23 protein-coding genes, 3 tRNA genes and 1 pseudogene are annotated in these 25,514 nt (G+C 72.2%); 11 read left to right on the forward strand and 16 right to left on the reverse strand.

The genetic code is table 11. From position 1 onward, the window contains the following. Nucleotides 1-57: 57 nt before the first annotated feature. On the forward strand, nucleotides 58-612 hold the full coding sequence (locus tag QFZ82_RS21035; protein ID WP_307714628.1) for a SigE family RNA polymerase sigma factor: 555 nt from the start codon (nucleotides 58-60) through the stop codon (nucleotides 610-612). 162 nt (nucleotides 613-774) lie between these two features. After that, on the forward strand, nucleotides 775-2,421 hold the full coding sequence (locus tag QFZ82_RS21040; protein ID WP_307714629.1) for a long-chain fatty acid--CoA ligase: 1,647 nt from the start codon (nucleotides 775-777) through the stop codon (nucleotides 2,419-2,421). A 107-nt stretch (nucleotides 2,422-2,528) separates the two neighbouring features. On the opposite strand, the gene QFZ82_RS21045 is transcribed toward QFZ82_RS21040, so the two are convergent. Continuing rightward, nucleotides 2,529-6,488: a PAS domain-containing protein gene (locus QFZ82_RS21045; RefSeq protein ID WP_307714630.1), complete on the reverse strand. Its 3,960-nt coding sequence runs from the start codon at nucleotides 6,486-6,488 to the stop codon at nucleotides 2,529-2,531. Nucleotides 6,489-6,656: 168 nt separating this feature from the next. Further along, the gene (locus QFZ82_RS21050) at nucleotides 6,657-7,100 is read right to left on the reverse strand and encodes an SSI family serine proteinase inhibitor (RefSeq protein WP_307714631.1); all 444 of its coding nucleotides are present in this window, start codon (nucleotides 7,098-7,100) and stop codon (nucleotides 6,657-6,659) included. 235 nt (nucleotides 7,101-7,335) lie between these two features. Between QFZ82_RS21050 and QFZ82_RS21055 the strand changes: the two genes are divergently transcribed. From QFZ82_RS21055 to QFZ82_RS21080, 6 genes are all read left to right on the forward strand, one after another. Next, nucleotides 7,336-7,429: transfer RNA gene (locus tag QFZ82_RS21055), tRNA-Ser, on the forward strand. A 217-nt stretch (nucleotides 7,430-7,646) separates the two neighbouring features. Then, nucleotides 7,647-7,719, forward strand: a tRNA-Arg gene (locus tag QFZ82_RS21060). 224 nt (nucleotides 7,720-7,943) lie between these two features. Next, nucleotides 7,944-8,810 (forward strand): DUF2797 domain-containing protein, encoded by an 867-nt coding sequence (locus QFZ82_RS21065; RefSeq protein ID WP_307714632.1) that lies wholly within the window; start codon nucleotides 7,944-7,946, stop codon nucleotides 8,808-8,810. Between the two features lie 221 nt (nucleotides 8,811-9,031). Further along, nucleotides 9,032-9,913: an amidohydrolase family protein gene (locus QFZ82_RS21070; RefSeq protein ID WP_307714633.1), complete on the forward strand. Its 882-nt coding sequence runs from the start codon at nucleotides 9,032-9,034 to the stop codon at nucleotides 9,911-9,913. Between the two features lie 65 nt (nucleotides 9,914-9,978). Further along, nucleotides 9,979-10,716, forward strand: a complete 738-nt coding sequence (locus QFZ82_RS21075) for a response regulator transcription factor (protein WP_307714634.1) — start codon at nucleotides 9,979-9,981, stop codon at nucleotides 10,714-10,716. Between the two features lies 1 nt (nucleotide 10,717). Continuing rightward, on the forward strand, nucleotides 10,718-12,286 hold the full coding sequence (locus QFZ82_RS21080) for a histidine kinase dimerization/phospho-acceptor domain-containing protein (protein ID WP_373429434.1): 1,569 nt from the start codon (nucleotides 10,718-10,720) through the stop codon (nucleotides 12,284-12,286). 178 nt (nucleotides 12,287-12,464) lie between these two features. Here the strand turns inward: QFZ82_RS21080 and QFZ82_RS21085 are convergent. Then, a pseudogene (locus tag QFZ82_RS21085) lies at nucleotides 12,465-14,290 on the reverse strand (MFS transporter). An 8-nt stretch (nucleotides 14,291-14,298) separates the two neighbouring features. After that, nucleotides 14,299-14,763 carry a MarR family winged helix-turn-helix transcriptional regulator gene (locus QFZ82_RS21090; protein ID WP_307714636.1) on the reverse strand — a complete coding sequence of 155 codons (465 nt, stop codon included), beginning with the start codon at nucleotides 14,761-14,763 and terminating at the stop codon, nucleotides 14,299-14,301. Between the two features lie 203 nt (nucleotides 14,764-14,966). Between QFZ82_RS21090 and QFZ82_RS21095 the strand changes: the two genes are divergently transcribed. Further along, nucleotides 14,967-15,185, forward strand: coding sequence for a hypothetical protein (locus QFZ82_RS21095; protein ID WP_307714637.1), 219 nt, complete (start codon nucleotides 14,967-14,969; stop codon nucleotides 15,183-15,185). 16 nt (nucleotides 15,186-15,201) lie between these two features. Here the strand turns inward: QFZ82_RS21095 and QFZ82_RS21100 are convergent, their stop codons facing one another. The 9 genes from QFZ82_RS21100 to QFZ82_RS21140 form a co-directional block, all read right to left on the reverse strand. Continuing rightward, entirely contained in the window at nucleotides 15,202-15,924 is a 723-nt protein-coding gene (locus QFZ82_RS21100; RefSeq protein WP_307714638.1) for a hypothetical protein, read from the reverse strand. Between the two features lie 60 nt (nucleotides 15,925-15,984). Continuing rightward, a complete protein-coding gene (locus tag QFZ82_RS21105; RefSeq protein ID WP_307714640.1) occupies nucleotides 15,985-16,842 on the reverse strand; it encodes an RNA polymerase sigma factor SigF in 858 nt (285 codons plus the stop codon). A 234-nt stretch (nucleotides 16,843-17,076) separates the two neighbouring features. After that, the gene (locus QFZ82_RS21110; protein WP_307714641.1) at nucleotides 17,077-17,922 is read right to left on the reverse strand and encodes an RNA polymerase sigma factor SigF; all 846 of its coding nucleotides are present in this window, start codon (nucleotides 17,920-17,922) and stop codon (nucleotides 17,077-17,079) included. A 188-nt stretch (nucleotides 17,923-18,110) separates the two neighbouring features. Beyond that, nucleotides 18,111-18,404, reverse strand: coding sequence for a Dabb family protein (locus tag QFZ82_RS21115; protein ID WP_307714642.1), 294 nt, complete (start codon nucleotides 18,402-18,404; stop codon nucleotides 18,111-18,113). 51 nt (nucleotides 18,405-18,455) lie between these two features. Continuing rightward, nucleotides 18,456-18,617, reverse strand: a complete 162-nt coding sequence (locus tag QFZ82_RS21120; RefSeq protein WP_307714643.1) for a hypothetical protein — start codon at nucleotides 18,615-18,617, stop codon at nucleotides 18,456-18,458. 141 nt (nucleotides 18,618-18,758) lie between these two features. Further along, nucleotides 18,759-18,843, reverse strand: a tRNA-Ser gene (locus QFZ82_RS21125). A gap of 79 nt (nucleotides 18,844-18,922) precedes the next feature. After that, nucleotides 18,923-19,414 (reverse strand): tRNA adenosine(34) deaminase TadA, encoded by a 492-nt coding sequence (tadA, locus tag QFZ82_RS21130; protein WP_307714644.1) that lies wholly within the window; start codon nucleotides 19,412-19,414, stop codon nucleotides 18,923-18,925. Nucleotides 19,415-19,421: 7 nt separating this feature from the next. Further along, nucleotides 19,422-19,964, reverse strand: coding sequence for a hypothetical protein (locus QFZ82_RS21135; RefSeq protein WP_307714645.1), 543 nt, complete (start codon nucleotides 19,962-19,964; stop codon nucleotides 19,422-19,424). Between the two features lie 160 nt (nucleotides 19,965-20,124). Continuing rightward, nucleotides 20,125-20,307 (reverse strand): hypothetical protein, encoded by a 183-nt coding sequence (locus QFZ82_RS21140; RefSeq protein ID WP_307714646.1) that lies wholly within the window; start codon nucleotides 20,305-20,307, stop codon nucleotides 20,125-20,127. 114 nt (nucleotides 20,308-20,421) lie between these two features. Between QFZ82_RS21140 and upp the strand changes: the two genes are divergently transcribed. Then, the gene (upp, locus tag QFZ82_RS21145; RefSeq protein WP_177153687.1) at nucleotides 20,422-21,057 is read left to right on the forward strand and encodes a uracil phosphoribosyltransferase; all 636 of its coding nucleotides are present in this window, start codon (nucleotides 20,422-20,424) and stop codon (nucleotides 21,055-21,057) included. 38 nt (nucleotides 21,058-21,095) lie between these two features. Here upp and QFZ82_RS21150 read toward each other — a convergent pair whose 3' ends face one another. Both QFZ82_RS21150 and QFZ82_RS21155 read right to left on the reverse strand, forming a co-directional pair. Next, on the reverse strand, nucleotides 21,096-21,719 hold the full coding sequence (locus tag QFZ82_RS21150; RefSeq protein WP_307714647.1) for a LytR C-terminal domain-containing protein: 624 nt from the start codon (nucleotides 21,717-21,719) through the stop codon (nucleotides 21,096-21,098). A 112-nt stretch (nucleotides 21,720-21,831) separates the two neighbouring features. Then, nucleotides 21,832-22,128, reverse strand: coding sequence for a type II toxin-antitoxin system VapB family antitoxin (locus QFZ82_RS21155; RefSeq protein WP_003955420.1), 297 nt, complete (start codon nucleotides 22,126-22,128; stop codon nucleotides 21,832-21,834). A gap of 96 nt (nucleotides 22,129-22,224) precedes the next feature. On the opposite strand from QFZ82_RS21155, the gene QFZ82_RS21160 reads away from it, so the two are divergent. Then, complete coding sequence (locus tag QFZ82_RS21160) at nucleotides 22,225-23,838, forward strand: helicase HerA-like domain-containing protein (RefSeq protein WP_307714649.1); 1,614 nt, start codon at nucleotides 22,225-22,227, stop codon at nucleotides 23,836-23,838. Between the two features lie 35 nt (nucleotides 23,839-23,873). Here QFZ82_RS21160 and QFZ82_RS21165 read toward each other — a convergent pair whose 3' ends face one another. Beyond that, complete coding sequence (locus QFZ82_RS21165; protein ID WP_307717794.1) at nucleotides 23,874-25,406, reverse strand: M28 family metallopeptidase; 1,533 nt, start codon at nucleotides 25,404-25,406, stop codon at nucleotides 23,874-23,876. Nucleotides 25,407-25,514: the final 108 nt, after the last annotated feature.

The following is a 25,514-nucleotide window of genomic DNA, read 5'->3' on the forward strand; positions in this document are numbered from 1 at the left end:
ACCGCTTCGGTCCCTGGGGCCGATCCGCCGCGGCGGGCCCGCTCCTAGCGTGGAGACATGACCACGCCAGTCTGTACGAACGCCTCCCAGGCCGCCGCGCCGGTGCCGTCGTACACGCCTTACACATCGTTCTCGTCGTATGTACGGGCGCGGGGGCCCGTACTGCTGCGGACCGCCAGGTCGCTCACCGCGAACCCGAGCGATGCCGAGGACCTGCTGCAGACCGCGCTCACCAAGACGTATGTCGCGTGGGACCGGATCGAGGACCACCGTGCGCTCGACGGCTACGTGCGCCGCGCGCTGCTCAACACCCGCACGTCGCAGTGGCGCAAGCGCAAGGTGGACGAGTTCGTCTGCGACGAGTTGCCCGAGCAGGAGACCGTCGCGGCGACGGACCCGGCCGAGCAGCAGGTGCTGCACGACGCGATGTGGCGTGCGGTGATGAAGCTGCCGGACCGACAGCGGGCCATGGTCGTCCTGCGGTACTACGAGGACCTGAGCGAGGCACAGACGGCCGAGGTGCTCGGCGTGTCGATCGGGACGGTCAAGAGCGCGGTGTCGCGGGCGCTCGGAAAGCTGCGCGACGACCCGGAGCTGATCCCTGTCCGCTGACCGGACGCGGGCGCCCGATCCGGACGCCACCGACGCGTCATGTGCGGTGTTGGTCGGTGGTGTGCGGTATTCACTACTCCCTGGTAGTGACATACCGCTTGGTATGTGCGCAGAATCTTCCCACTTGCCGCAACGTAGCGCCAGCGCCCACGGGAGGACGCCGTGCTGAGCACCATGCAGGACGTACCGCTGACTGTGACCCGCATCCTTCAGCATGGGATGACGATCCACGGAAAGTCGCAGATCACCACCTGGACCGGCGAGCTGGAACCCCAGCGCCGCAGCTTCGCCGAGGTCGGCCGGCGCGCCACTCAGCTGGCCAACGCCCTGCGCGACGAGCTCGGCATCGACGGCGACCAGCGCGTGGCCACCCTCATGTGGAACAACGCGGAGCACGTCGAGGCGTACTTCGCGATCCCCTCCATGGGCGCCGTGCTCCACACACTGAACCTGCGCCTGCCCGCCGAGCAGCTCGTGTGGATCGTCAACCACGCCAGCGACCGCGCCGTGATCGTCAACGGTTCGCTGCTCCCCCTGCTCGCCCCGCTCCTGCCGCACCTGCCGACCATCGAGCACATCGTGGTCTCCGGCCCTGGCGACCGGTCGCTGCTCGCCGACACCGAGGCGCAGGTCCACGAGTACGAGGAGCTGATCGCGGGCAGGCCGACCACCTACGACTGGCCCGAGCTGGACGAGCGCAGCGCCGCGGCCATGTGCTACACCTCCGGCACCACGGGCGACCCCAAGGGCGTCGTCTACTCCCACCGCTCCATCTACCTGCACTCCATGCAGGTCAACATGGCCGAGTCGATGGGCCTGACCGAAAAGGACACCACCCTCGTGGTCGTCCCGCAGTTCCACGTGAACGCCTGGGGCCTGCCGCACGCCACCTTCATGACCGGCATCAACATGCTGATGCCCGACCGCTTCCTCCAGCCCGCGCCGCTGGCCGACATGATCGAGCGCGAGAGGCCGTCGCACGCCGCGGCCGTCCCCACCATCTGGCAGGGCCTGCTCGCCGAGGTCACCGCCAACCCGCGCGACCTCAGCTCCATGCAGCAGGTCACCATCGGCGGCGCCGCCTGCCCGCCCTCCCTCATGGAGGCGTACGACAAGCTCGGCGTGCGGCTGTGTCAGGCCTGGGGCATGACGGAGACCTCGCCGCTCGGGACCATGGCCCACCCGCCGGCCGGTCTGAGTGCCGAGGAGGAGTGGCCCTACCGCATCACGCAGGGCCGTTTCCCGGCCGGTGTGGAGGGGCGGCTGGTGGGCCCCGGCGGCGAGTTCCTGCCCTGGGACGGCGAGTCGGCGGGCGAGCTGGAGGTGCGCGGTGCCTGGATCGCCGGCGCCTACTACGGCGGAGCGGGCGGCGAGGACTTCCGCCCCGGCGACAAGTTCAGCGAGGACGGCTGGCTGAAGACCGGCGACGTCGGCGTGATCAGCCCGGACGGCTACCTGACGCTGACCGACCGGGCCAAGGACGTCATCAAGTCCGGTGGCGAGTGGATCTCCAGCGTCGAGCTGGAGAACGCGCTGATGGCGCACCCCGAGGTCGTCGAGGCGGCCGTCGTCGCCGTCCCGGACGAGAAGTGGGGCGAGCGTCCGCTGGCGACGGTCGTGCTCAAGGAGGGATCGACGGCGGACTACGGGACGCTGCGGGACTTCCTGGCGGAGTCGATCGCCAAGTGGCAGCTGCCCGAGCGGTGGGCGATCGTGCCGGCGGTGCCCAAGACGAGCGTGGGCAAGTTCGACAAGAAGGTGATCCGCAGGCAGTACGCCGACGGGGAGCTGGACGTCACCGAGCTGTAGTCGTCACGCCCGCCGCAGCGGCGGCGAAGGACGACGAAGGGGCCGGCGGTCATCACCGCCGGCCCCTTCGCGTGAACGTCTCTCGCGTGAATGTCCGCGCGTGGGTGTCAGTTGGTGCCGATCTTCGCGAGCAGATCGACGATGCGGGCCTGGACCTCGCTGCTGGTCGACCGCTCGGCGAGGAAGAGCACCGTCTCCCCTGACGACAGCCGCGGCAGTTCGGCCGGGTCGAGACCCGCCGAGGTGTAGACGACGAGCGGCGTGCGGTTCAACTGCCCGTTCGCGCGCAGCCAGTCGATGATCCCGGCGCGCCGGCGACGCACCTGCATCAGGTCCATCACCACCAGGTTCGGCCGCATCTGGCTTGCCAGCGTCACCGCGTCCGCGTCTGTGCCGGCCCGGGCCACCTGCATCCCGCGCCGCTCCAGCGTCGCCGTCAGCGCGAGCGCGATCTCCTCGTTCTCCTCGATCAGCAGCACGCGCGAGGGGTGCTGCTCACTGTCGCGCGGGGCCAGCGCCTTGAGCAGGACCGCCGGATCGGCGCCGTACGCCGCCTCCCGTGTCGCCTGCCCGAGGCCCGCGGTCACCAGCACCGGCACCTCGGCGGCCACGGCGGCCTGCCGCAGCGACTGCAGCGCGGTCCGCGTGATCGGACCCGTCAGCGGATCCACGAACAGGGCCGCGGGGAACGCTGCGATCTGCGCGTCCACCTCCTCGCGGGAGTGCACGACGACGGGCCGGTAGCCACGGTCGCTCAGCGCCTGCTGCGTGGGGACGTCCGGCGCCGGCCACACCAGCAGCCTGCGCGGGTTGTCCAGCGGCTCGGGCGGCAGCTCGTCGTCGACGGGCTGCGGCTGGGGCCTGTTGGCGACCTCGACCGCGCCGCCGGGTCCGTCCAGCGGCTCGGGACCCTCGGCGCCCTCGTCGGGCGCCCCGATCGCGTACGCGCGGCCTTCCGAGCGGTCGGCGGGCAGCCGCGATGTGCCCGGCGCCGGGGCGGGCGCGGGGTTCGGCGCGGCCTGCGGCTGCGGATGGGGGCGGGCGGCGGCCTGGGGGAGGTCGCTGTCCGGTCGCGTGCCCAGCTTGCGGCGGCGGCCGGAGCCGAGCGTCTGGTTCTGCTGCTGCGTGAGGTGCTGCACGAACGGCACGCCCTGCCCGAGGGTGCGCACGCTGAACGCGCGCCCCTGCGTCGAGTCCGCGGTGACCGGCTCCTCGGCGGGCAGCGGCTGGGCGACGCGGGGCGGGGGTACGGCCGCTCCGGCCGCGGCCGCCGGTCCCGTGACGGGACGCGCCGGCGGCAGCGGTACGGACACGGATCCGGTGTCCGTACCCCGCGCGGGCGTGCTCGCCGCGTCCGCGGAGTCCTGCGCCTGAGCCGAGGCCCCCCCAGGGGCGGAGCCCGTCTGCCCGTTCTCCGGTGCGGCAGGCGTCGCCTGCGCCGCGGGCCCGCCGTCCGACGTGACAGGCGTCGCCCGCGCCGCGGGCCCGCCGCCCGACGTGCTGTCCGGCGCGGTCCGCTGTGCCTGGCCGGGCAGAACGGGCTGCGGAGCGGGCTGCTGAACGGCGGTCCCCTCGGCGGCCTCCTCGGCCGTCCCGACGGCCGTCTCGCCGGTGGCGGGCGCCTGCGCCTGACCGCGGGCACGCCTGCGGCCGGTGGGCGCCGGATGCGGCTGCGGCGGCGTGTGGTGCTCCGCACCGGGGGCCGTGGCCACGGCGTCGTGCTGTTCGGCCGGGATCGCGGCGGCAGTCCCCGGCTGCACCCGGTCCGCCTCGGCGGGCGGCAGCGCGAACGCGGTCCGTGCGGCGCCCTCCGCCTCGGCGGGTGCGGGGGCGAGCGCCCGCCGGGCCCGGCGGCCGGTCGGCTGGGCGGCTGTCGGCGCGGCTGCCGGCGGTGCGACGGGCTGGGCAGCCGACGGTGCGGCGGCCAGCTCGGGCAGCCCGCTCTCCACGGCCCGCCGGGCCCGCCGCCCCGAGGGAGGGGCCGCGAGGCCGTGGGCGTCGACCGGCACGCCCTGCGGCGGCACGGTCTCGCCGCGCGCGGCCCGGCCGCCGGCGCCTTCCGCGGCCGTGACCACCGAGCCCTCCGCTGGAGCCTGCGGCGCGGCCGCGGCCTGCTCGGCGGGGCTCGGCCGCCCGCGCCGGCGCCCCGTGCCGTTGGCCTTCACGCTTCCGTCGGCGGAGGTGTCGCCCGCGGCCGGGGCGGGGACCGGTTCGGCCTCGGCCGGGTCCGCCTGGGCGGCACGGCGCCGCCCGGACGGCGGTGCGGCGACCGGGTCCTCCATCGCCACGGGGCTCTCCAGGAAGGCGTCCGTGGAGGCCCGGCGCGCGCGCCGCCGACTGCCGCCGGCCGTGGCCGGGGCGGGCTCGGAGGTCTGCTGGGCGGGCAGGGCGAGCTCCGCGGCCGGCGGCGGGGCCACCGTGCCGGCGCCCTCGCCGAGCGGCACCTCCAGGACGTACGCGCTGCCGCTCATCCCCGGCACCTCGTGCGTCTGCAGCACCCCGCCGTGCGCCCGGACGATCCCGCGCACGATCGGCTCGTGCACCGGGTCCCCGCCGCTGAACGGTCCCCGTACCTCGATCCGTACGACGTCGCCGCGCTGTGCCGCCGCGACCACGACCGTCGAGTCCACGTAGCCGCCGCCGGGCACGACCTTGGCCTTGCCCGTCGAGTCGACGCCCGCGACGTCCGCCACCAGGTGCGCGAGCGCCGTCGCCAGCCGCGTCCCGTCCACCTCGGCCTCTATCGGCGGCGCGTGCACGGCGAACTGGGCCCGCCCCGGGCCGATCAGCTCGACGGCGCCCTCGACGCCCGCCGCCACGACGGCGTCGAGCAGCACCTTGGACTTGGTCAGCTCCTCCTCGCCCGTGTCGAGGCGCTGGTAGCCGAGCACGTTGTCGACGAGCGTCGTCATCCGGGCGTATCCGGCGGCCAGATGGTGCAGGATCTGGTTCGCCTCGGGCCACAGCTGTCCGGCGGGGTCGTCGGCCAGCGTGCCCAGTTCCCTGCGCAGCTCCTCCAGCGGCCCGCGCAGCGACTCGCCGAGCACGGCGGTCAGCTGGGCGTGCCGGGCGGCGAGTTCCCCGTACCGCTCGGCGCCGGCCTCCAGCTCGGCGGTGTACCGATCGGCCTTGTCGGCCAGTTCGGCCTCGTACTTCTCCGAGGCGGCCGTGAGCTCGGCCGTCAGCCGCTCCGTCGTCCGCGACAGCTCGCCGGTCAGGCGCTCGGTCGTCTCCGCGAGCTCCTCCGCGTGCTTGCGGGCCTGCTCCTCGAACGGCCGCCGGTCGGTGAACGTCATCACCGCGCCGACCAGCTGGTCCCCGTCGCGCACCGGCGCGGTGGTCAGGTCGACGGAGATCTTGGAGCCGTTCTTCGCCCACAGCACCTGCCCCCGCACCCGGTGCTTGCGCCCGGACTTGAGGGTGTCGGCGAGCGGCGACTCCTCGTAGGGGAAGGGCTCGCCGTCCGCGCGCGAGTGCAGGATCAGCGGGTGCAGCTCCTGGCCGCCGAGATCACTGGCGCGGAAGCCGAGGATCTGCGCGGCCGCCGGGTTGACGAGGACGACCCGTCCGTCGGTGTCGGTGCCGACGACGCCCTCGGCCGCGGCCCGCAGGATCATCTCGGTCTGCCGCTGCGAACGCGCCAGCTCCGCCTCGGTGTCCATGGTCCCCGACAGGTCCCGCACGACCAGCATCAGCAGCTCGTCGCCGGTGTAGGCGTTGTACGAGTCGTACGCCTCGCGTCCGTCCAGGCTCGCGCTGGTCACCTCGACCGGGAACTCGCTGCCGTCCGTCCGCCGCGCCGTCATCCGGGCGGGCTTGGTGCGCCCGTGCTCGTCGGCCGTGTCGGGCCGGCGCATGGAGCCGGGGATCAGGCGCGAGTCGAACTCGGGAAGCAGGTCGAGCAGCCCCCGGCCCACGAGAGCGGTGCCGGGCGCCTCGAAGAGCTCGAGGGCGATGGTGTTGGCGTTGACGACCGTGCCGTTGGCGTTGACGAGCACGAGCCCGTCAGGGAGGGCGTCGAGTATGGCTGCGAGGCGAGCAGCGCCTCGGGATGGCCTGCTGCTCACGACGACGGTTCCTCCCTGACCTACTGCGTATTGCGGACGGCCGGTCCCATCTTGCCCCTCGGGCCTCGGCCTGTCACTGAGGGAGTCTAAGGGCAGTGTCCGGCGTGGGGACGGCGGATGCGGGGGAGCTCTCACCAAGGTTGTGTGCGAATGGCGTACGCCTTCGGCCTATGACCTGGTGTTCGGCAGGACCGGCTCCAGCATCTGCCAGCGTGAGATCTCGCAGCCGTCGGACCGGTTGAAGGTGGCGTCCACGCGCCGCCCCTGCCAGGTGCCGGTGATCCGCGCGGTGGCCGGCCCGCCGAACTGCTGGGTGCACATCTGTCCCTCTGGCACCGGCGCGAACGGGTCGTGGTTCCGCCGGGCGAGCTCGTCGAGCCGCTCGCAGGCGGACTTCGCGGAGGGGTGGGTGCCGCCCGCGGGGGCGCACTTCAGCCTGTAGCGGCCGTCCGTCCGGGTCCCGGTCTCGGAGACCACGACCATCAGCCGATCGGGTGCGTCCAAAAGCGGTACGGGCAGCGGGAGGGGTGACGTGACGGCCCCGGCGGCGGGCATGGCGCAGGCCAGGGCGGCGGCGGACACGGTTGCGGTGACGACGAGGCGACGAAGCATGCAGGGCTCCTGGAAGGTGTCGGGTCCGTGCGGGGCGGCCGGCCCCTGGCGGATCTCGGCCGGGCGGCCGGGTCGGGCCCCGGCATCTCTAACGCTGCGTGTGCCGCCGCGTTGCGCAACCCGAGATGCTTTGCTCTGCGGGCCCAGGGGCTAGTACCGTGGACGGCGATTGGTGACAGGCCACCGGGCTGTGTCATCATCTGCACGCACCACCCGCGCTCGCGCGGGTGTGCCTGGAGGCGTCGCCTAGTCCGGTCTATGGCGCCGCACTGCTAATGCGGTTTGGGTCTTAAAGCCCATCGAGGGTTCAAATCCCTCCGCCTCCGCCAGTTGATCACCGAAGCCCCGGCCCGACGGCCGGGGCTTCGGTCGTTCCGGCCCCGCCCCGCCTGCTCCCCTCGCGCGCCCACCGCGCCCGCCCACTGCGCCCATTCGGGTATCTGTGCAGGTCAGATGGGGTGCGGCTAATGGATTTCGCGTGACGGCGCGGGTCATGTAATGTTGTTCCCGCAACGCCGACCGGGCAGAAAAGCCCGGGAAGCACAAGCACTCGTAGCTTAACGGATAGAGCATCTGACTACGGATCAGAAGGTTGCAGGTTCGAATCCTGCCGAGTGCACACAGGCGAGAGGCCCCGGACGAGAGTCCGGGGCCTCTCGCGTTGGGGCCGTGGAGCAGCGGAGCACCTGGGCACGAGGAGAAGGTGCCGAGACCGGTTCGTCCGGTCGGCGTACGGGCCGGGCGCCGCGAGATCATGGAGGGCGTCGCGATCCGTGCGTGCCCGAGCCGGCTGAGGGCCACGGATCACCGGCGTGGACGCAGCGGGTCGCCGGAGGTGTGGGCATGGCGTGGCGGTGTGCGGGGGTCGCCTGGCCCGACGGTGGGCCGGGCGCGGTGCTGCGCTGGGAAGGCGGGCGGGTCAGCCCGCTCGGGGCCGGCCGGGAGATCGGCTTCTGCGCCATGGGCGAACGGCACTGCGTCGGCGCGCGCGGGAACGCGTGTCCGCTGCGGGCGCGGGTCTCGGCGCGCGCCGCGCAGGCGCGGTGCCCCGAGTGCGCGCGGCTGGACCGGGCGCACTCCGTGGCGGCCGACGCCGTGCCCGACGACCCCCGGATCTACCGGGTGTACCTGGCCTGGTTCGGGCCCGGGATGGTCAAGGTCGGGATCACCGCCGAGGAGCGCGGGGCGGCCCGGCTGCTGGAGCAGGGAGCCGTGGCCTTCAGCTGGCTCGGTCGCGGGCCGCTGATGGCCGCGCGGCGGACCGAGGAGCTGCTGCGCGCCGCGCTGGGCGTGCCCGACCGGATCCCGTACGGCAGGAAGCGGGCGGTGCGCACGGCGTTGCCGCCGGTCGCCGAGCGGGCCGGCGAGGTCGAGGAGCTGCACGCGCGTGCCGTCGCGCTCGGCGGGTGGGCCGGCTCCCTGGAGCGGATGCCGTGCGAGGTGGTCGATCATGCCGCGGTGTTCGGGCTCGACGGGCTGCCGGCCGCGACCGGCGTCGTGCGTGAGCTGGTCGACGGGGGCGTGGTCGCCGGGCGGCTGCTGGCCGCGGCCGGGCCGGACCTGCATCTGCGGACCGCCGCCGGCCGGGTCGTGGTGGTCGACACCCGCCTGATGACCGGATGGTCGCTGGTGGGCGCCGACCCGGGGGCCGAGGTGAGCGTGCCGCTGACCGCGGTGCCGGCCGGGAGCGAGCAGGACGGGCTGTTCTGACCGGCGCCCCGGTGGCAGGCGCCGGATGGCAGGCGTCCCGACGGCACAGGACACGGTCCCCTTCGGTTCTCTTTCTGCGATGACGGTGGACAACGCCGCCGTTCGGATCGGAAGGTGACCCCCATGACTGGCGAACCCGCCGCCGGGCGGCGCGGCGGCGCGGGGCGGGACGTACGAGAGCTACGGCGTGCACGTCGCCGAGGCGGAGCGGAGCTACGGCTGTGAACGAGGGCGAGGCCGCGGAGGTACGGGAGTTCTGGGGGCGGCTCGGGCTGCCGGGGCTCGTCGACGTCCACACGCACTTCATGCCCGAGCGCGTCCTGCGCAAGGTATGGGCGTACTTCGACTCCGCGGGACCGCTGACCGGCCGGGAGTGGCCCATCACCTACCGGCGCGCCGAGGACGAACGCGTCGAACTGCTGCGGGCGTTCGGAGTGCGGACCTTCACCTCCATGCTCTACCCGCACAAGCCGGGCATGGCCGCCTGGCTCAACGGGTGGTCGGCCGGCTTCGCGGCGCGCACACCGGACTGCGCGCACACGGCGACCCTGTTCCCCGAGCCGGGCGTGGCCGCGTACGTACGGGACGCGGTCGAGGGCGGGGCGCGCGTGTTCAAGGCGCATGTGCAGGTCGGCGCGTACGATCCCGGCGATCGGCTGCTCGATCCCGCGTGGGGACTGCTCGCCGAGGCCGGGGTGCCGGTCGTGATGCACTGCGGCTCGGGGCCCGCGCCCGGCAAGCACACCGGGCCGGAGCCGGTGGCACGGCTGCTCGCGCGTCATCCGCGGCTGCGGCTGGTCGTCGCGCACATGGGCATGCCGGAGTACACCGACTTCCTCGGCCTCGCCGAGCGGTACCCGCACGTGCACCTCGACACGACGATGGCGTTCACGGACTTCAGCGAGGCCACCGTGCCCTTCCCGGTGCGGGAGCGCGGGCGGCTCGCCGGCCTCGGGGACCGGGTCGTGCTGGGGACGGACTTCCCGAACATCCCGTACCCGTACGTCCATCAGCTGCGCGCCCTCGAACGGCTGGAGCTCGGGGACGACTGGCTGCGGGCCGTCTGCCACGACAACGGCGCCCGGCTCCTCGCGCCGGCCTAGCTTTCTCAGGGAATTCACAGGGTCGGGCAAGAAGGCTCTCAGGGCGGGCCCCCAGGGTGGCGGGCATGACCACCACCTCGCCCCTGGGGCGTACCGAACTGCTCAGGCCCGACGGCGGTCCCGTACGGGTGCTCGTCGTGGACGACGAGGCGCCGCTGGGCGAGCTGTTGTCGATGGCCCTGCGGTACGAGGGCTGGGAGGTGCGCAGCGCGGGCGACGGCGCGGGCGCGCTGCGCTCGGCGCGCGAGTTCCGGCCCGACGCCGTCGTGCTGGACGTGATGCTGCCGGACACGGGCGGCCTCGCCGTCCTCGGCCCGCTGCGCCGCGAAGTGCCCGACGTGCCCGTGCTCTTCCTCACCGCGAAGGACGCGGTCGAGGACCGGATCGCGGGGCTGACGGCCGGCGGCGACGACTACGTGACCAAGCCGTTCTCGCTGGAGGAGGTCGTGGCCCGGCTGCGCGGCCTGATCCGGAGGTCGAGGGCGGCGGCCGTGCGCAGCGAGTCGCTGCTCGTCGTCGGCGACCTCGTGCTCGACGAGGACAGCCACGAGGTGACGCGCGGCGGGCAGTCGATCCGTCTCACGGCGACCGAGTTCGAGCTGCTCCGCTACCTCATGCGCAATCCGCGCCGGGTGCTGAGCAAGGCGCAGATCCTGGACCGGGTGTGGAACTACGACTTCGGCGGCCAGGCCAACGTGGTCGAGCTGTACATCTCGTACCTCCGCAGGAAGATCGACGCGGGGCGGTCGCCGATGATCCACACCCGGCGCGGGGCGGGGTACCTGATCAAGCCCGGTGAGTGAGGTGACGGCGGGCGGGCGCGGGCGGCCGTGGTCGCTGCGGACCCGGCTGGTGGTCTCGGCCGTGCTGCTGATCGCCGTGGTGTGCGCGGTGATCGGGACGGTCGCCGCGGCCGTCGCGAGCACGCAGAGCGAGCCGGACGCGCTCGGGCCCACCGAGGACCCGCTCACCGCGGCGCAGCGCGACGCGCTCGCCTCCGTGGCACGGGACGGCGAGCCGCACACGGTCGAGCTGCCGGACCGCGGCGACTACCGGGTCGAGTACGCCGACGGCGTCCGCGGCTCGTTCCTGGTCGGGGTCCCGACACGCGACGTGCGGGACGCGCTGCGGACGCTGATCCTGGTCGAGGTCTGCGTCACCGGTGCGGGACTGGTCGCCGCGGGTATCGCGGGCGCCTCCATGGTCGGCGTGGCACTGCGTCCGCTGCGGCGGGTGGCGGCGACGGCGCGGCGTGTCTCCGAACTTCCGCTGCACAGCGGCGAGGTGGCGCTGCACGAGCGGGTGCCGGACGCCGAGGCCGATCCGCGCACGGAGGTCGGACAGGTGGGGGCGGCGCTCAACACGCTGCTGGGACACGTCGGTTCGGCACTGACCGCACGGCAGGAGAGCGAGACGCGGGTGCGGCGGTTCGTCGCGGACGCCAGCCACGAACTGCGCACGCCGCTCGCCTCGATCCGCGGCTACGCGGAGCTGACGCGGCGCGGCCGGGAGCGGAACGAGGCGGAGGCACCCCCGGGCGGAAGGCCGGGTGGCAGGGACGCCGTCCCGCCGGACACCCGGCACGCGCTCCGTGGCTGCGTACGGCGGTGGCGATCGGCGGCCTCGTGGCCGCGGCGGGGCTGCTGTTCGCGGTCCGGGCCGGGCGGAGGGCGGCGCTGGCCGCGGCCGGGCTGGGTCTCGTCGTCTCGCTGGCGGGCCCGGCGGCGTACTCGCTCACGACCGTGGGCGAGGCCCACGCGGGTTCGATCGTCACGGCGGGGCCCGCGGTGGCGGGCGGCCGGGGCGGCCCGGGCGGACCCGGCGGCGGGGGCGGCCCCGGGACGCCGCCGCGCGGGCAGACGGACGGTGGGGCGGGCGGCCGGGCCGACGGCCCGCCGGGCGGCTGGATGCAGCCTCCGGGGCAGCCGGGCCGGGGCGGCCAGGGCCCGGCGCAGGGCCGGGGGCAAGATGCCCGCCGGCGCCCCCTCCCGTGGCGATGGCGGTCTGGGAGGGCTGCTCGGCGGCACGACCGTCGATGCCGCGACCGCGGCCAGGATCGAGCAGGACGCGGACGACTTCACCTGGGCCGCCGCGGCCGTGGGCTCCCAGAACGCCGCGAGTCACCAACTCGCCACGGGCGAGCCGGTGATGGCGATCGGCGGCTTCAACGGCAGCGACCCCTCCCCGACCCTCGCGCAGTTCAAGCAGTACGTCGCCGACGGCCGGATCCACTGGTTCGTCTCCGCGGGCGACGGCATGCGCAACGGGCCGGGCGGGGGCACCGCCGCGCAGATCACCGCATGGGTCGAGGAGAACTTCACCGAGGTCACCGGGGGAGGCACGGCCCTCTACGACCTGACAGCGGCCTCATAGCGGGTGCAACGTACGGGGCGCGGTCCTGGTGGCGTCCGGCCGGACGGACAGCCGGACGGGCTCGGCCGCGACACCCGTTTTCCCTCTCCTCGCACAACTGCAGGGGGGCGGCAGGCCGTCCCCTGCCTGCCGCCCCGTCCCGGCCGCCTCTCCACTCGAGGAGCGACCGGGAGACCGACTACTCGCCCGGGTGGGCGAGTTCGATGTCGTGGCCGTCGACCACGCGCCCGGCCAGGATCAGCGCGCCCGCGACGGGCGGGTATCCGGTCGCGACGACCGTGTACTCGCCGGCGTCGAGGTCGGCGAAGGTGTAGGCGCCGTCGTCGCCGGTCGTCGCCGTGGCCACCACGTTCCCGGCCGCGTCGACGAGCGTCACGGGGCGGGCGCCTCGGCCAGGGCCTTGGGTGCGGCACCCTCCTCCGTGGCGCTGCTCTTGAGGGCGACCTCCTTGATGAACAGGGTCACGAGGAAGGCGACCAGGGCGAACGGCGCGGAGTAGAGGAAGACGTCCGCGACACCGTGTCCGTACGCCGTCTCCATCACCGTGCGGATGGGGCCGGGCAGCGCGTCCAGGTCGGGGATGGAGCCGCCGGCCGTGCCGCCGTGGCCCGCCGCCGTGCCCCGCGGGCCGAGTTCGGCGAGCCCGTCCTTGACGTAGTGGGTGACCCGGTTGGCCATGACCGCGCCGAGCGCCGAGACGCCGATCGCGCCGCCGAGGGAGCGGAAGAAGGTGACGACCGAGCTGGCCGCGCCCAGGTCCGAGGGGGCGACCTGGTTCTGCGTGCACAGCACCAGGTTCTGCATCATCATGCCGAGGCCGAGGCCCAGGACCGCCATGAAGAGCGCGATCTGCCAGTAGTCCGTGTCGTGGCGGATGGTGCCCAGCAGGCCGAGGCCCGCGGTCACCAGCACACCGCCGCTGACGAGCCATGCCTTCCAGCGGCCCGTCCTGGTGATGATCTGGCCGCTCGCCGTGGAGGAGAGGAACAGGCCGCCGATCATCGGGATCGTCATGACGCCGGACATCGTCGGCGACTTGTCCCGCGCCAGCTGGAAGTACTGGCTGAAGAAGACCGTGCCGGCGAACATCGCGACACCGACGAAGAGCGAGGCGAGCGAGGCGAGCGTGATGGTGCGGTTGCGGAACAGCCGCAGCGGGATGATCGGGTCGCTCGCCCTGGACTCGACAAGGAGGAACAGCGCGCCGAGGGCGACGGAACCGCCGACCATCGCGTACGTCTGCCAGGACAGCCAGTCGTACTTGTCGCCCGCGAAGGTGACCCAGACCAGCAGCAGCGAGACGGCGGCGCTGATGAGGAACGCGCCCGACCAGTCGACCTTGACCTCGCCCTTCACCACCGGGAGCTTGAGGGTCTTCTGCAGGACGATCAGGGCGATGACCGCGAACGGCACGCCGACGTAGAAGCACCAGCGCCAGCCGAGCCAGTCGGTGTCGGTGATGATGCCGCCGAGGAGCGGGCCGCCGACGGTTGCGACGGCGAATGTGGCGCCGAGGTAGCCGCTGTAGCGGCCGCGCTCGCGCGGGGAGATCATCGCGGCCATCACGATCTGGGCGAGGGCGGACAGGCCGCCGACGCCGATGCCCTGGACCACGCGGCAGGCGATCAGCATGCCCGCGTTCTGCGACAGGCCGGCGACCACCGAGCCCAGGACGTAGATGACCAGCGCTATCTGGACGAGCAGCTTCTTGGAGAACAGGTCCGCGAGCTTGCCCCACAGGGGAGTGGTCGCGGTCATCGCCAGCAGCGAGGCGGTCACGACCCAGGTGTAGGCGCTCTGACCGCCGCCGAGATCGCTGATGATCTCCGGCAGCGCATTGGAGACGATCGTCGACGAGAGGATCGCGACGAACATGCCGAGCAGCAGCCCGGACAGCGCCTCCATGATCTGGCGGTGTGTCATCGGCGTGCCGCCGTCGGGGGTGTGCCCGCCCCCGTGTCTGGCGTGGCCGCCCCGCACACCGGTCGGTGTGGTCGTAGCCATGAACTTCCTTACGTCGTCTGTGCGGGTGTACGGGTGGCGTGGGCCCGGCAGTCCCCGACGGATTCCCGGAGGCGGGCCAGCATCGCGTTCAGCTGGCCGACGTCGTCGTCGGACCAGTCCTTCAGGTAGTGGGCGAACATGTCCGTCGTCCGACGGCCGAGGTCGTCGAGCAGGTCCGCCCCCGTCGGGGTGAGCCGCAGGATGCGCGAGCGCCGGTCGTCCGGGTCGGGCGAACGCTCCAGCCAGCCGCGCTCCACCACATGGGCCACGTGCCGGCTGGTCACCGACATGTCCACGGCGAGCAGTTCGGCGAGGCGGCTCATCCGCATCTCTCCGTACCGCCCGACGAGGGACAGAACGGCTGCGGACCCGGAGGGGCACTCGAGGGGCAGCACCCGCGCGAGGCTCCGCTTCACGGCGCCCATGGCGCTGATCTGCCGGGCCAGCTCCTCGAACCGACTCCGCTCCGCCATGAGCCCTCCCGAGCATCTCGTTGCTTAGGGCAACGATAGAACCCATTGGTTGCTACAGGCAAACGAAAACGGGGCGGGGCGGGTAAAGGAACCCAAAAGGCTTTGCATGTGCAGCGTCATGCGGCGGTCATCACGCCCGGAATCCGCGTCGGGCGGTCGCCCGGGGTTGGGCCGGACACCGGGGTTCGCTAGGGTCCTGCCCCATGGCACACAACCCCCATGCTCCCCAAGGCCAGGGCCCCGAGGGCAACTACGACCCCGCGGGCAGCACGCAGATGTTCCGCGCGTTCGTCGACGAGGGCGCCCCGCAGGGCCGCGCGGCGGCCCCCGCGCGGTCGTCGTCCTCGCGCGTCGGTCTGATCGTCGGCGTGATCGCCGTCGTCGTCGTCCTCGGCGCGGTGGCCTGGCTCGCCCTCGGCTGACCGGTACGGCGGGGGCTCACGTCCACTCGGCCGTGATGTCCCGCGTCTCGATGTGCATGCCGAGCGGCACCCGCCATGCCTCCACGCACACCGTGAACGCCTTCTTCCGCACGGCTCCGGGCCCGATCGGCGCGGGCAGTGGCTGGGCCGTCTCGATGGTGGCCCAGTCGATACCGAGCGCGCCGATGACGTGCGTGGCGAACGTGACCGTTCCCGAAGTCGCCGCTCTCCCGCCCCTGTTGCGGAACTCCACGGTGACCCGCTCGCACCAGCGCTCGTCCAGCGCCTCGCGGACCGGTTCGGTGAGCTGGAGCAGCGCCGGGCCCGCAGGAGGTGCGGGGCTGCCGGACGGCGGCGGCTCGGGTGTCGGCGCAGGGGACGGCGGCCGGGGCGCCGGGCCGCTCGGAGTGCTCGGCGAAGGCGCGTCCGCCGAGTCGCCCGCACCCGTGCCAGGCCGCTCGGCGGCCGGGGGTGCCTCGTCCTGCGACAGCCCGTCGGGCGGCGGTGGGACGGGGGTGTCACGGCCGGCGGGTGTACGCGGCGGCCCGGACGCGTCCGGTTCGTCCAGGGGGACCAGCACGACGCCGCCCTTGGGCGGGACCGCGCCCGTCGGCGCCGGACCGGCGCCCGCCGCCCCGAGCGGTATCCGCCCGTCGTCGTCGCTGCCCGAACACGCGGTCAACGCCCCGCCGAGGCAGAGCGCCACCGCCACGATCCCGGTCCGCCGTCGTCGCCGCATGGCGGCAGTGTCGCTGACGTACCGTCAATGCAGAAGAGCCCGAGCCGACTCGGCATGGACTCAGTCCGCGATCAGTCCCTCCCGCAGCTGCGCCAGCGTGCGCGTCAGCAGCCGGGAGACGTGCATCTGCGAGATGCCGACCTCCTCGCCGATCTGCGACTGCGTCATGTTGGCGAAGAAGCGGAGCATGATGATCTGCCGCTCTCTGGGCGGCAGTTTGGCCAGGAGCGGCTTGAGCGACTCGCGGTACTCGACGCCCTCCAGCGCGCTGTCCTCGTAGCCGAGGCGGTCCGCGAGGGAGCCCTCGCCGCCGTCGTCCTCGGGCGAGGGGGAGTCCAGCGACGAGGCCGTGTACGCGTTGCCCACGGCGAGGCCGTCGACCACGTCCTCCTCCGACACGCCCAGCACCGCGGCCAGTTCGGGCACGGTCGGGGAGCGGTCGAGCTTCTGGGACAGGTCGTCACTGGCCTTGGTGAGCGCGAGCCGCAGCTCCTGGAGCCGGCGCGGCACCCGCACGGACCACGAGGTGTCCCGGAAGAAGCGCTTGATCTCGCCCACGACCGTCGGCATCGCGAACGTCGGGAACTCCACGCCCCGTTCGCAGTCGAACCGGTCGATCGCCTTGATCAGGCCGATCGTGCCGACCTGGACGATGTCCTCCATCGGCTCGTTGCGGCTGCGGAAGCGGGCCGCCGCGTACCGCACGAGGGGGAGGTTGAGCTCGATGAGGGTGTCGCGCACGTAGGTGCGCTCCGGGCTGTCGTCGGCCGCGCCCTCGCTGTCCAGCGCGCGCAGCCGCAGGAACAGGGAGCGGGACAGAGTGCGGGTGTCGATGGCTTCCGAGCTGTCGGACACGACGGGTGCGGGTGCGCCGGGCGCACGCGTGAGCACCTTCGAGCTGCCCATTTCTGCGGACATGCCACCCCCTTGAGGTCGCGGACGGTCGCGGTGGCCGCGACCGACTGAGGAACGCAGCCTCCACCTGAATACCGGCGGCGGGGCTGCGGCAAACGCGCTTTCCGCAGAATGTCACATGTCGGCAACACGCTGTAGTGACATGTCGACAAGTATCGGGTCGAAATGCCCAGGAAACCAAGGGGGTAAGGCTTTTGAGCCACCCTCAGAGACTCGGAGAGGGTCTACCCGTTCTGCTTACGCTTCGATCCTGTTTGCGGATCGAAGTCGCGCGAAACTTCGCGCCAGCAGCCGCGACACGTGCATCTGCGAGACGCCCAGTTCCTGACTGATCTGAGACTGTGTCAGGTTGCTGTAGTAACGGAGCATCAGGATGCGCTGCTCGCGCTCGGGGAGCTGGACGAGCAGGTGCCGTACGAGATCGCGGTGCTCCACGCCGGCGAGTGCCGGGTCCTCGTAGCCGAGCCGGTCGAGCAGGCCGGGCATCCCGTCGCCCTCCTGCGCCGCCTCCAGCGACGTGGCGTGGTACGAGCGGCCCGCTTCGATGCAGGCGAGCACCTCGTCCTCGCCGATCTTCAGGCGCTCGGCGATCTCCGCGGTCGTGGGCGAGCGGCCGTGGGCCGTCGTGAGGTCCTCCGTCGCGCCGTTGACCTGGACCCACAGCTCGTGGAGCCGGCGCGGCACGTGCACGGTGCGGACGTTGTCGCGGAAGTAGCGCTTGATCTCGCCGACGACCGTCGGCATCGCGAACGTCGGGAACTGTACGCCCCGGTCCGGGTCGAACCGGTCGATCGCGTTGATGAGCCCGATCGTGCCGACCTGGACGACGTCCTCCATGGGCTCGTTCCGGGACCGGAAGCGGGCGGCGGCGTAGCGCACCAGCGGAAGGTTGGCCTCGATGAGTGCCGAGCGCACCCGGGCGTGCTCCTTGGTGCCCGGTTCCAGCGTCTTGAGGCGGCCGAAGAGGGCCTGGGTGAGGGCCCTGGTGTCGGCGCCCCTGCTCTGAGGCCTCGCGACGGCGGAGGGGGTCTCGTCCGGCCGCTCGTTCTGGGGTGGTACCTGAGGCGCAGTACTGGCCGACACGGTCACGCCACCCCTTTGCGGTCGATTTCGGTCAACTCATCCGTCAAAAGCGGTCATAGCATCACAAGACATGTCCACTGTGTGCAAGCACCTGATAACTCCGTGTTGACAGCGCATTGGCGTCCGATGAGCCGCAAAGAACAAGAACCCCTCGCCGTGGCGGCGAGGGGTCCGGGGGTGCGGAGTGCTCAGAACTCGTAGTCGGCGATCACCCAGGTGGCGAACTCGCGCCACTGTGCGGCGGCCGCCTGGTGCGCCGGGTGCTCGAGGTAGCGCTTGAGGGCGTCGGCGTCGGCCACGGCGGAGTTGATGGCGAAGTCGTACGCGATGGGCCGGTCGGTGATGTTCCAGGCGCACTCCCAGAACTCCAGCTCCGGGACGAGCCCGCCCAGCTCCTGGAAGGCCTTGGCGCCGGCGATCACGCGCGGCTCGTCGCGCCCGACGCCGTCGTTGAGCTTGAAGAGGACCAGATGGCGGATCAAGGGGGCACTCCTGGGGGACTGGGGATGGGGCTGAACGGGATGCCTGCCGGTCTAGTTGACGAGCTCGGTCATGAACTGTCCGACACCCTGCGCGGCGTCCGAAATGCCCTCGAACCCTATCCCGACCAGATCGGCGGCCTTCTCCGGGGAGGTGATGATCGTGTACAGGACAAAGACGACGACTACGTAAAGAGCGACCTTCTTCGCTTCCACCCTCGGCCCCTGTCTCCCCTGCCGGCCCTGCCCTGCCCATGCGTCGCGTGAGTCTAACCGAGCCGCTTTTTCCGGCCACCCCCGTCACGGATCATGCGCGAAGGGCCCCGGTGCGCCTGCACCGGGGCCCTTCGACAAGAGCGGTAGCGGAGGGATTTGAACCCTCGGTGACTTGCGCCACACTCGCTTTCGAGGCGAGCTCCTTCGGCCGCTCGGACACGCTACCGGGAGAGAGCTTAGCCCAAGGTGGCCCGTACGCCGAAATCGGTATTCGCACGGCACCCGCCGACGGCGCGGGCCGGGCCTCAGCGCTCGGCGGGACGGTCCCGGAAGAAGGTCGTCAGCTGGGTCGAGCACGCGCCTTCCAGCACGCCGAGCACCACCTCCGGCCGGTGGTTGAGCCTGCGGTCCCGTACGACGTCCCACAGTGAACCGGCCGCGCCCGCCTTCTCGTCGCGTGCGCCGTAGACCACGCGGTCCACACGGGACTGCACGATCGCGCCGGCGCACATCGTGCACGGCTCCAGCGTCACGACGATCGTGCAGCCGGTGAGCCGCCACTCGCCGAGACGGGCGGCCGCACGGCGGATCGCCAGCACCTCGGCGTGCGCCGTCGGATCGCCCGTCGCCTCGCGTTCGTTGTGGCCCGTGGCCAGGACCGTGCCGTCCGCGGCGAGCACGACGGCGCCGACCGGCACGTCACCGGCCCGCGCCGCGCGCTCGGCCTCCTCGATCGCCAGACGCATGGGCGCCTGCCAGGGGTCGCGTACGGGGTCGTCGTTCGGATCGTCCGTCATGTGATCGTCAGCGCACGGTCTCCAGGACCTCGCCCGCGCCGAGCGCTTCGGCGATCTCCAGCAGCGCGTCCGTGTCCAGCGCCAGCAGCTCCTTCTCCGACAGTCCGAGGTCCATCAGGATCTCGCGGTCGCCGACCGGGCCGGCCGGTACGGTGTCGCCGCTCTCCAGAGCGCCGCCGTCCGCCGTGTCCTCGTCGTCGTCCGCTTGCGTCTCCCCGTCCTCGGTTCCGTCGAGGTCCAGGGCGTCCAGGTCGTCGGCCGGGTCGTCATCGTCCCCGCCGAGCAGTTCGTTGGTCAGCATCTCCCCATAGGAGGAGCGTGCGGCCGCGGCCGCGTCCGAGACGAAGATACGAGGGTCCTCCTCGCCCTCGACGCGGACGATGCCGAACCAGGCGTCCTCCTGCTCGATGAAGAGGAGCACCGTGTCCTCGTCCACCGAGGCATCGCGGGCCAGGTCGGTCAGATCCGACAGCGTCTCCACATCGTCGAGCTCTGTGTCGCTCGCTTCCCACCCGTCATGAGTGCGCGCGAGCAGTGCGGCGAAGTACACCGTGACTCTCCCACTGATCAGAGGTGTGACGACCGGCGGTGCGCTGATGTCTGCCCCGCCCACTCGGAATCGTGGCAGAAACATTCGCGTTGCGAGAGGTCTTCCGTCGTGGCGTCGGCCACCAGTTCTGCGAGGCCGGCTCCGGGGGAACCCCGCGAGGTCACCAGCGGAACGTCCGCATACGCATCTGCTGGCGCATCCGGGCCGCGCGGGCCCGTCGTGGCTGCACCCGGTCGCGCAGTGCCTTCGCCTCGTTCAGCTCGCGCAGGAACTGGGCGCGTCGCCTGCGGCGCTCCGCGTCGGTCTCCGGTTCCTCGTCGCGCTCCGGCTCGGACTCCGCCATCGGTCACACCACCCCACGAGTGCTCCGTTTGCCCACGTGCCTGCGGCCCGGGGGTACCCCACCACCTTCCCTCCGATACCCCTGTTGATGCGAGTGCGGGCTAGTGTTGGCGCCATGCGGATCCACGTCGTCGACCACCCGCTGGTGGCGCACAAACTCACCACGCTGCGCGACCGGCGCACCGACTCCCCGACCTTCCGGCGCCTCGCCGACGAGCTGGTCACCCTGCTCGCGTACGAGGCCACCCGGGACGTGCGCACCGAGCAGGTCGACATCCAGACCCCGGTGACGGGCACGACCGGCGTCAAGCTGTCGCATCCGCGCCCCCTTGTCGTGCCGATCCTGCGGGCGGGCCTCGGCATGCTCGACGGCATGGTGCGGCTGCTGCCGACCGCCGAGGTGGGTTTCCTGGGGATGATCCGCAACGAGGAGACCCTGGAGGCGTCGACGTACGCGACGCGGATGCCGGAGGACCTGTCCGGCCGCCAGGTGTACGTGCTCGACCCGATGCTGGCCACCGGCGGCACGCTGGTCGCGGCGATCCAGGAGCTGATCAAGCGCGGCGCGGACGACGTGACCGCGGTCGTGCTGCTGGCGGCGCCGGAGGGCGTCGAGTTGATGGAGCGCGAACTGGCGGGCACGCCGGTGACGGTGGTGACGGCGTCGGTCGACGAGCGCCTGAACGAGCACGGCTACATCGTCCCGGGCCTCGGCGACGCGGGCGACCGCATGTACGGGACTGCCGGCTGAGGGCTCGGTTCGCCTCGGGCTGGACGGCCTGCCCCGATTCAGCGGCAGGTGGCTGAGGGCGCGGGTGCCGGTTCGGCCATGGCGGCCAGGGCCGTGTCCGCGTTCTTCTTCGGTTCCAGGGCCTTGTAGGCCGTACCGATGATCAGGTCGATGTCCGCCGTCTCGCGGGTGTCGGTCTTGAGCTGGGTGCCGACGAGCTGCGTGCCCAGGACCCGGAAAGAGCCCTCGTGGGCCGTCGGCCCGCCCAGCAGCACCGCGGTGCCGGGGACCTTCTTGTCGTACTCCGGCGTCGCGTTGCCCACCTTGCCGATCGTGAAGCCGCGCTTCTTCAGCTCGTCGGCCGCCGCCTTCGCCAGACCGCTGCGCGGGGTGGCGTTGTAGACGTTCACCGTGACCTGGCGCGGCTTCGGCGGCGGGGGCGCCGCGGAGACGGTCGGGGCGGGCTCGCACTTGCGCTTGGCGCCCGCCGTGGATTTCTGGCTTCCGCCGGTGAAGGCGTCGACGAGCTGCACCGTGCCCCAGCCGACCAGTCCGAGGGCCACCACCACGGCCACCACCGCAAAGACGACTCTGCGGCGGTTCCGGCGGCGTCGCATACGTGGGTATTTGTCGCCCGTGATGCGGTACTTTCCGCCCATGCCGGGGGGAGTGAGCATGCTCATGGGCGCAGCGTAGTGCGGCCTGGTCGCCATGCCTACTAAACGATCAGCGCATTGCGTCCGTACGGTGCCGAAAGACCCCGAAAGGATCAGTGGCCGGCCCTGCCGAGGGGGCTCAGCCCAGCTCGAGCACGCGGGCGTGGAGCACCTGGCGCTGCTGCAGGGCGGCGCGCACGGCGCGGTGGAGCCCGTCCTCCAGATAGAGGTCGCCCTGCCACTTCACGACATGGGCGAAGAGGTCGCCGTAGAACGTCGAGTCCTCGGCGAGCAGCGTTTCCAGGTCCAGCTGGCCCTTGGTCGTCACGAGCTGATCGAGGCGGACCGGGCGCGGCGCGACATCCGCCCACTGCCGGGTGCTTTCCCGGCCGTGGTCGGGATACGGCCGCCCGTTGCCGATGCGCTTGAAGATCACACGGAAAGCCTACCGGCCGAGGGGCACCGGGCGCAGCCGCGGAGCCGCAGTGCGATCCTGCGGAAAAGTATGCAAAACGGGAAACAGGGGTCCCTCATGACACCTCAGGAGCCAGTGCGACAGGGCGCCGGCGAGGAGATCGGGTCCGCCGCGGCCCTCCCACCGCCCGCCGGGGAGATAGCCTCCGCCTACTCCTTCACCGGCCCCGCGCTCGACCTGGGCGCCCTGCTGTGGGACAGGCAGTGCCTGCCAGGGGCGCAGATCCGCATCCCGCTGTCGATGCTCAACCGGCACGGCCTGGTCGCCGGCGCGACGGGCACCGGCAAGACCAAGACGCTCCAGCTGATCGCCGAACAGCTCTCGGCGAACGGCGTCCCGGTCTTCCTCGCCGACATCAAGGGGGACGCGTCGGGGATCTCCGCCCCGGGGCAGGGCGGCGACCGGGTCCAGGAGCGGGCGGGTCAGGTCGGCCAGCGGTGGTCCGCGGCGGGCTTCCCGTGCGAGTTCTACGGACTCGGCGGCATCGGGCCGGGTATTCCGGTGCGGGCCACGGTCACCGACTTCGGCCCCCTGCTCCTCGCGAAGGTGCTCCGGCTGAACCAGACGCAGGAGCAGTCCCTCGGGCTGATCTTCCACTACGCCGACGCCAAGGGCCTGGAGCTGGTCGACCTCAAGGACCTGCGGGCCGTGGTCGCCTTCCTGGTGTCGGACGAGGGCAAGGCGGAGCTCAAGACCATCGGCGGACTGTCCACCGCGACCGCCGGAGTGATCCTGCGCTCGATCACGGCCTTCGAGCAGCAGGGCGCCTCCGGATTCTTCGGCGAACCGGCCTTCGACACGGCCGAGCTGCTGCGCACGGCGCCCGACGGGCGCGGGCTCGTGTCCGTACTGGAGCTGCCGGCGGTGCAGGACAAGCCGCAGCTCTTCTCGACGTTCCTGATGTGGATGCTCGCCGACCTCTTCCACGACCTGCCGGAGGTCGGGGACCTGGACCGGCCCAAGCTCGTCTTCTTCTTCGACGAGGCGCATCTGCTGTTCAGCGGGGCGTCGAAGGCGTTCCTGGAGTCGATCACGCAGACCGTGCGGCTGATTCGCTCGAAAGGGGTCGGGATCTTCTTCGTCACGCAGACCCCGAAGGACGTGCCCGGCGACGTCCTCGCGCAGCTCGGCAACCGGGTGCAGCACGCGCTGCGCGCCTTCACCCCCGAGGACGCCAAGGCGCTCAAGGCCACGGTCAGGACCTTCCCGAAGTCCCCGTACGACCTGGAGGAGGTCCTCACCGGGCTCGGGACGGGCGAGGCGGTGGTCACCGTGCTGAGCGACACGGGCGCGCCGACACCGGTCGCCGTGACCCGGCTGCGCGCGCCGCGGTCCCGGATGGGGCCGGTCGAGGCGGCCGCGCTGGACGCGGCGGTCAAGGGGTCCTCGCTGTATGAGCGCTATGCCGAGGCCGTCGACCGCGAGTCGGCGTACGAGCGGCTGACGGCCGAGCAGCGGGCGGCGGAGGCGGCGGCCGGGAAGGCGGCTCGGGAGGCAGAGCGCGAGGCCGGGCCGGAGCCCGAGCGGCGGAGCGGGGAGAGGCGGGAGGAGTCGCTCGCCGAGCAGGTCATGGGCAGCGGCGTCTTCAGGTCGCTGGCGCGCTCGGTCGGTACCCAGCTCGGCCGGGAGATCACGCGCTCCCTGTTCGGAACGGCGCGCCGCAGGAGGTGATCCCGCGGCGCGCCGGTGTGCCCTTGCGTGGGCCGTTACTCGGTGACCTCGTGGTCGTGGCCGTCGTGCAGGCCGCCGCCGCTGCCCGCGTCGCCCTCCGTCGGGACGGTCGCGACCGGCTTGCGCAGCGAGCTCAGGTCGTGGGCGTAGGTGCCGACGGCGTTGGCGATGACGCCGATGTTCACGGCGAAGGCGTCCATGTCGATGTTGTCGATGGTGTCGCCCTTGGCGTGGTAGTTCGGGTCGTACGCGACGCCTGCCGTGCCGCCGAACTTCTTCGCCTGTGCCTCGGTCTTGATGCCCTCAGCACCTGTGAAGGTGCCGCCTGACGGGATGCCGACCTCTATGAACGGGCCGTAGTCGGAACGGCCGGTGAAGTCGGTGCCCTCGTGCGGGTGGCCCTGCCGGTCGAGGAACTCGTTGATGTCGCGCTCCAGTTGCGCCGAGCCGGCGGGGCCGGGGCCCGCGCCCACGCGGTCGGAGTCGTCGCCGTCGTAGACGAAGAGCCCGTAGTTCGGCGAGGCGATCATGTCGAAGTTCAGGTAGAGCTTGATCTCCTTCTTGCCGAGATCGCTCAGGTTCGCGACGTAGTGCTCGGAGCCGAGGAGTCCGTTCTCCTCGGCCGACCACCAGGCGAAGCGGATCTTGTTGGCGGGCCGCGGCTCCTTCTTGGCCAGTTCCTGGGCGACTTCGAGCAGACCGGCCGAGCCGGAGCCGTTGTCGTTGATGCCCGGGCCCTCGGTGACCGAGTCGAGGTGCGCGCCGAGCATCACGGTGTTGGCCGCGTTGCCGTGGCGGGTCTCGGCGATCACGTTGTTGGTGGAGCGCGTCTCCTGGAGCTGGCGGATCTCGAAGGAGACGTTCACCGGCTCCTTGGCCAGGTCGGCGGCGAGCTTCTCGCCGTCGGCCTTGGTGATGCCGCCGGTCGGGATCTTCCCCGCGGCGGCATCGCCGAGGGTGCCGGAGAGCACGCCGTCCGTGTTGTTGTAGACGATGGCGCCGACCGCACCGGCGCCGGCCGCGGCAGTCTGCTTCTCGGCGAACGTGCAGCCGCCGCGCTTGATCAGCGCGATCTTGCCGGTGAACGCCGACGAGGCGTAGTCGGCCGCCGTGCAGCCGGTCGTGTCGTCCACCGGCACGGCGGCCAGCGCGGCGCGGACACCGCCGACGGGGGTCGACTTGGTGAACGTCATCGCCTTGATGGTGAGGTCGCGCGGCGACGGCGAGAGGACCGACAGCTTCTCCGCCAGCGTCTGCGTGTAGACGAACTCGAACTTCTGGTACGAGACGTCGTACCCGTACCGCTTCATCTGCTGGTACACGTACGCGGCCGACGCGTCGTGCCCCAGGGAACCGGCGGCGCGGTGGCCGCCGGACGAGTCGGCTATCTGCTGGAACTTCTCGAGGTGCTCGAATGCGTCGTCGGCCGACGCACGGGCGACCAGCTTCCTGGCCAGCTTCGCCGCGTCCTTGGCCGCTCGGTCGGCGGGGTCGGTACGGGCTGCGGAAGGGGAGGCGGATGCCAGCAGGAGCGGGGTCGCGAGTGCGGCTGCGGCCAGAGTGGCCACGGCTCTGCGAGGGGTTGCGTTCACAGAGGTCCTTCCCGGTGCGAACGTGGGTTGAGGGGAAGCTAGCGATCTGCCGGGGGTTCTGTGAACACCTTTTCCACAACTGGC

Source organism: Streptomyces sp. V4I23, from assembly GCF_030817975.1.
Classification (GTDB): domain Bacteria; phylum Actinomycetota; class Actinomycetes; order Streptomycetales; family Streptomycetaceae; genus Streptomyces.

Bases quoted from the DNA above. Each gene is read 5' to 3' on its own strand.
- upp (WP_177153687.1), top strand. From the start codon at position 20,422: ATGCGGATCCACGTCGTCGACCACCCGCTGGTGGCGCACAAACTCACC.
- QFZ82_RS21090 (WP_307714636.1), bottom strand. From the start codon at position 14,763: ATGGCGGAGCGGAGTCGGTTCGAGGAGCTGGCCCGGCAGATCAGCGCC.
- QFZ82_RS21065 (WP_307714632.1), top strand. From the start codon at position 7,944: ATGGCGTGGCGGTGTGCGGGGGTCGCCTGGCCCGACGGTGGGCCGGGC.
- tadA (WP_307714644.1), bottom strand. From the start codon at position 19,414: ATGACGGACGATCCGAACGACGACCCCGTACGCGACCCCTGGCAGGCG.
- QFZ82_RS21035 (WP_307714628.1), top strand. From the start codon at position 58: ATGACCACGCCAGTCTGTACGAACGCCTCCCAGGCCGCCGCGCCGGTG.
- QFZ82_RS21140 (WP_307714646.1), bottom strand. From the start codon at position 20,307: ATGGCGGAGTCCGAGCCGGAGCGCGACGAGGAACCGGAGACCGACGCG.
- QFZ82_RS21050 (WP_307714631.1), bottom strand. From the start codon at position 7,100: ATGCTTCGTCGCCTCGTCGTCACCGCAACCGTGTCCGCCGCCGCCCTG.
- QFZ82_RS21075 (WP_307714634.1), top strand. From the start codon at position 9,979: ATGACCACCACCTCGCCCCTGGGGCGTACCGAACTGCTCAGGCCCGAC.
- QFZ82_RS21105 (WP_307714640.1), bottom strand. From the start codon at position 16,842: ATGTCCGCAGAAATGGGCAGCTCGAAGGTGCTCACGCGTGCGCCCGGC.
- QFZ82_RS21150 (WP_307714647.1), bottom strand. From the start codon at position 21,719: ATGAGCATGCTCACTCCCCCCGGCATGGGCGGAAAGTACCGCATCACG.
- QFZ82_RS21100 (WP_307714638.1), bottom strand. From the start codon at position 15,924: ATGCGGCGACGACGGCGGACCGGGATCGTGGCGGTGGCGCTCTGCCTC.
- QFZ82_RS21160 (WP_307714649.1), top strand. From the start codon at position 22,225: ATGACACCTCAGGAGCCAGTGCGACAGGGCGCCGGCGAGGAGATCGGG.
- QFZ82_RS21095 (WP_307714637.1), top strand. From the start codon at position 14,967: ATGGCACACAACCCCCATGCTCCCCAAGGCCAGGGCCCCGAGGGCAAC.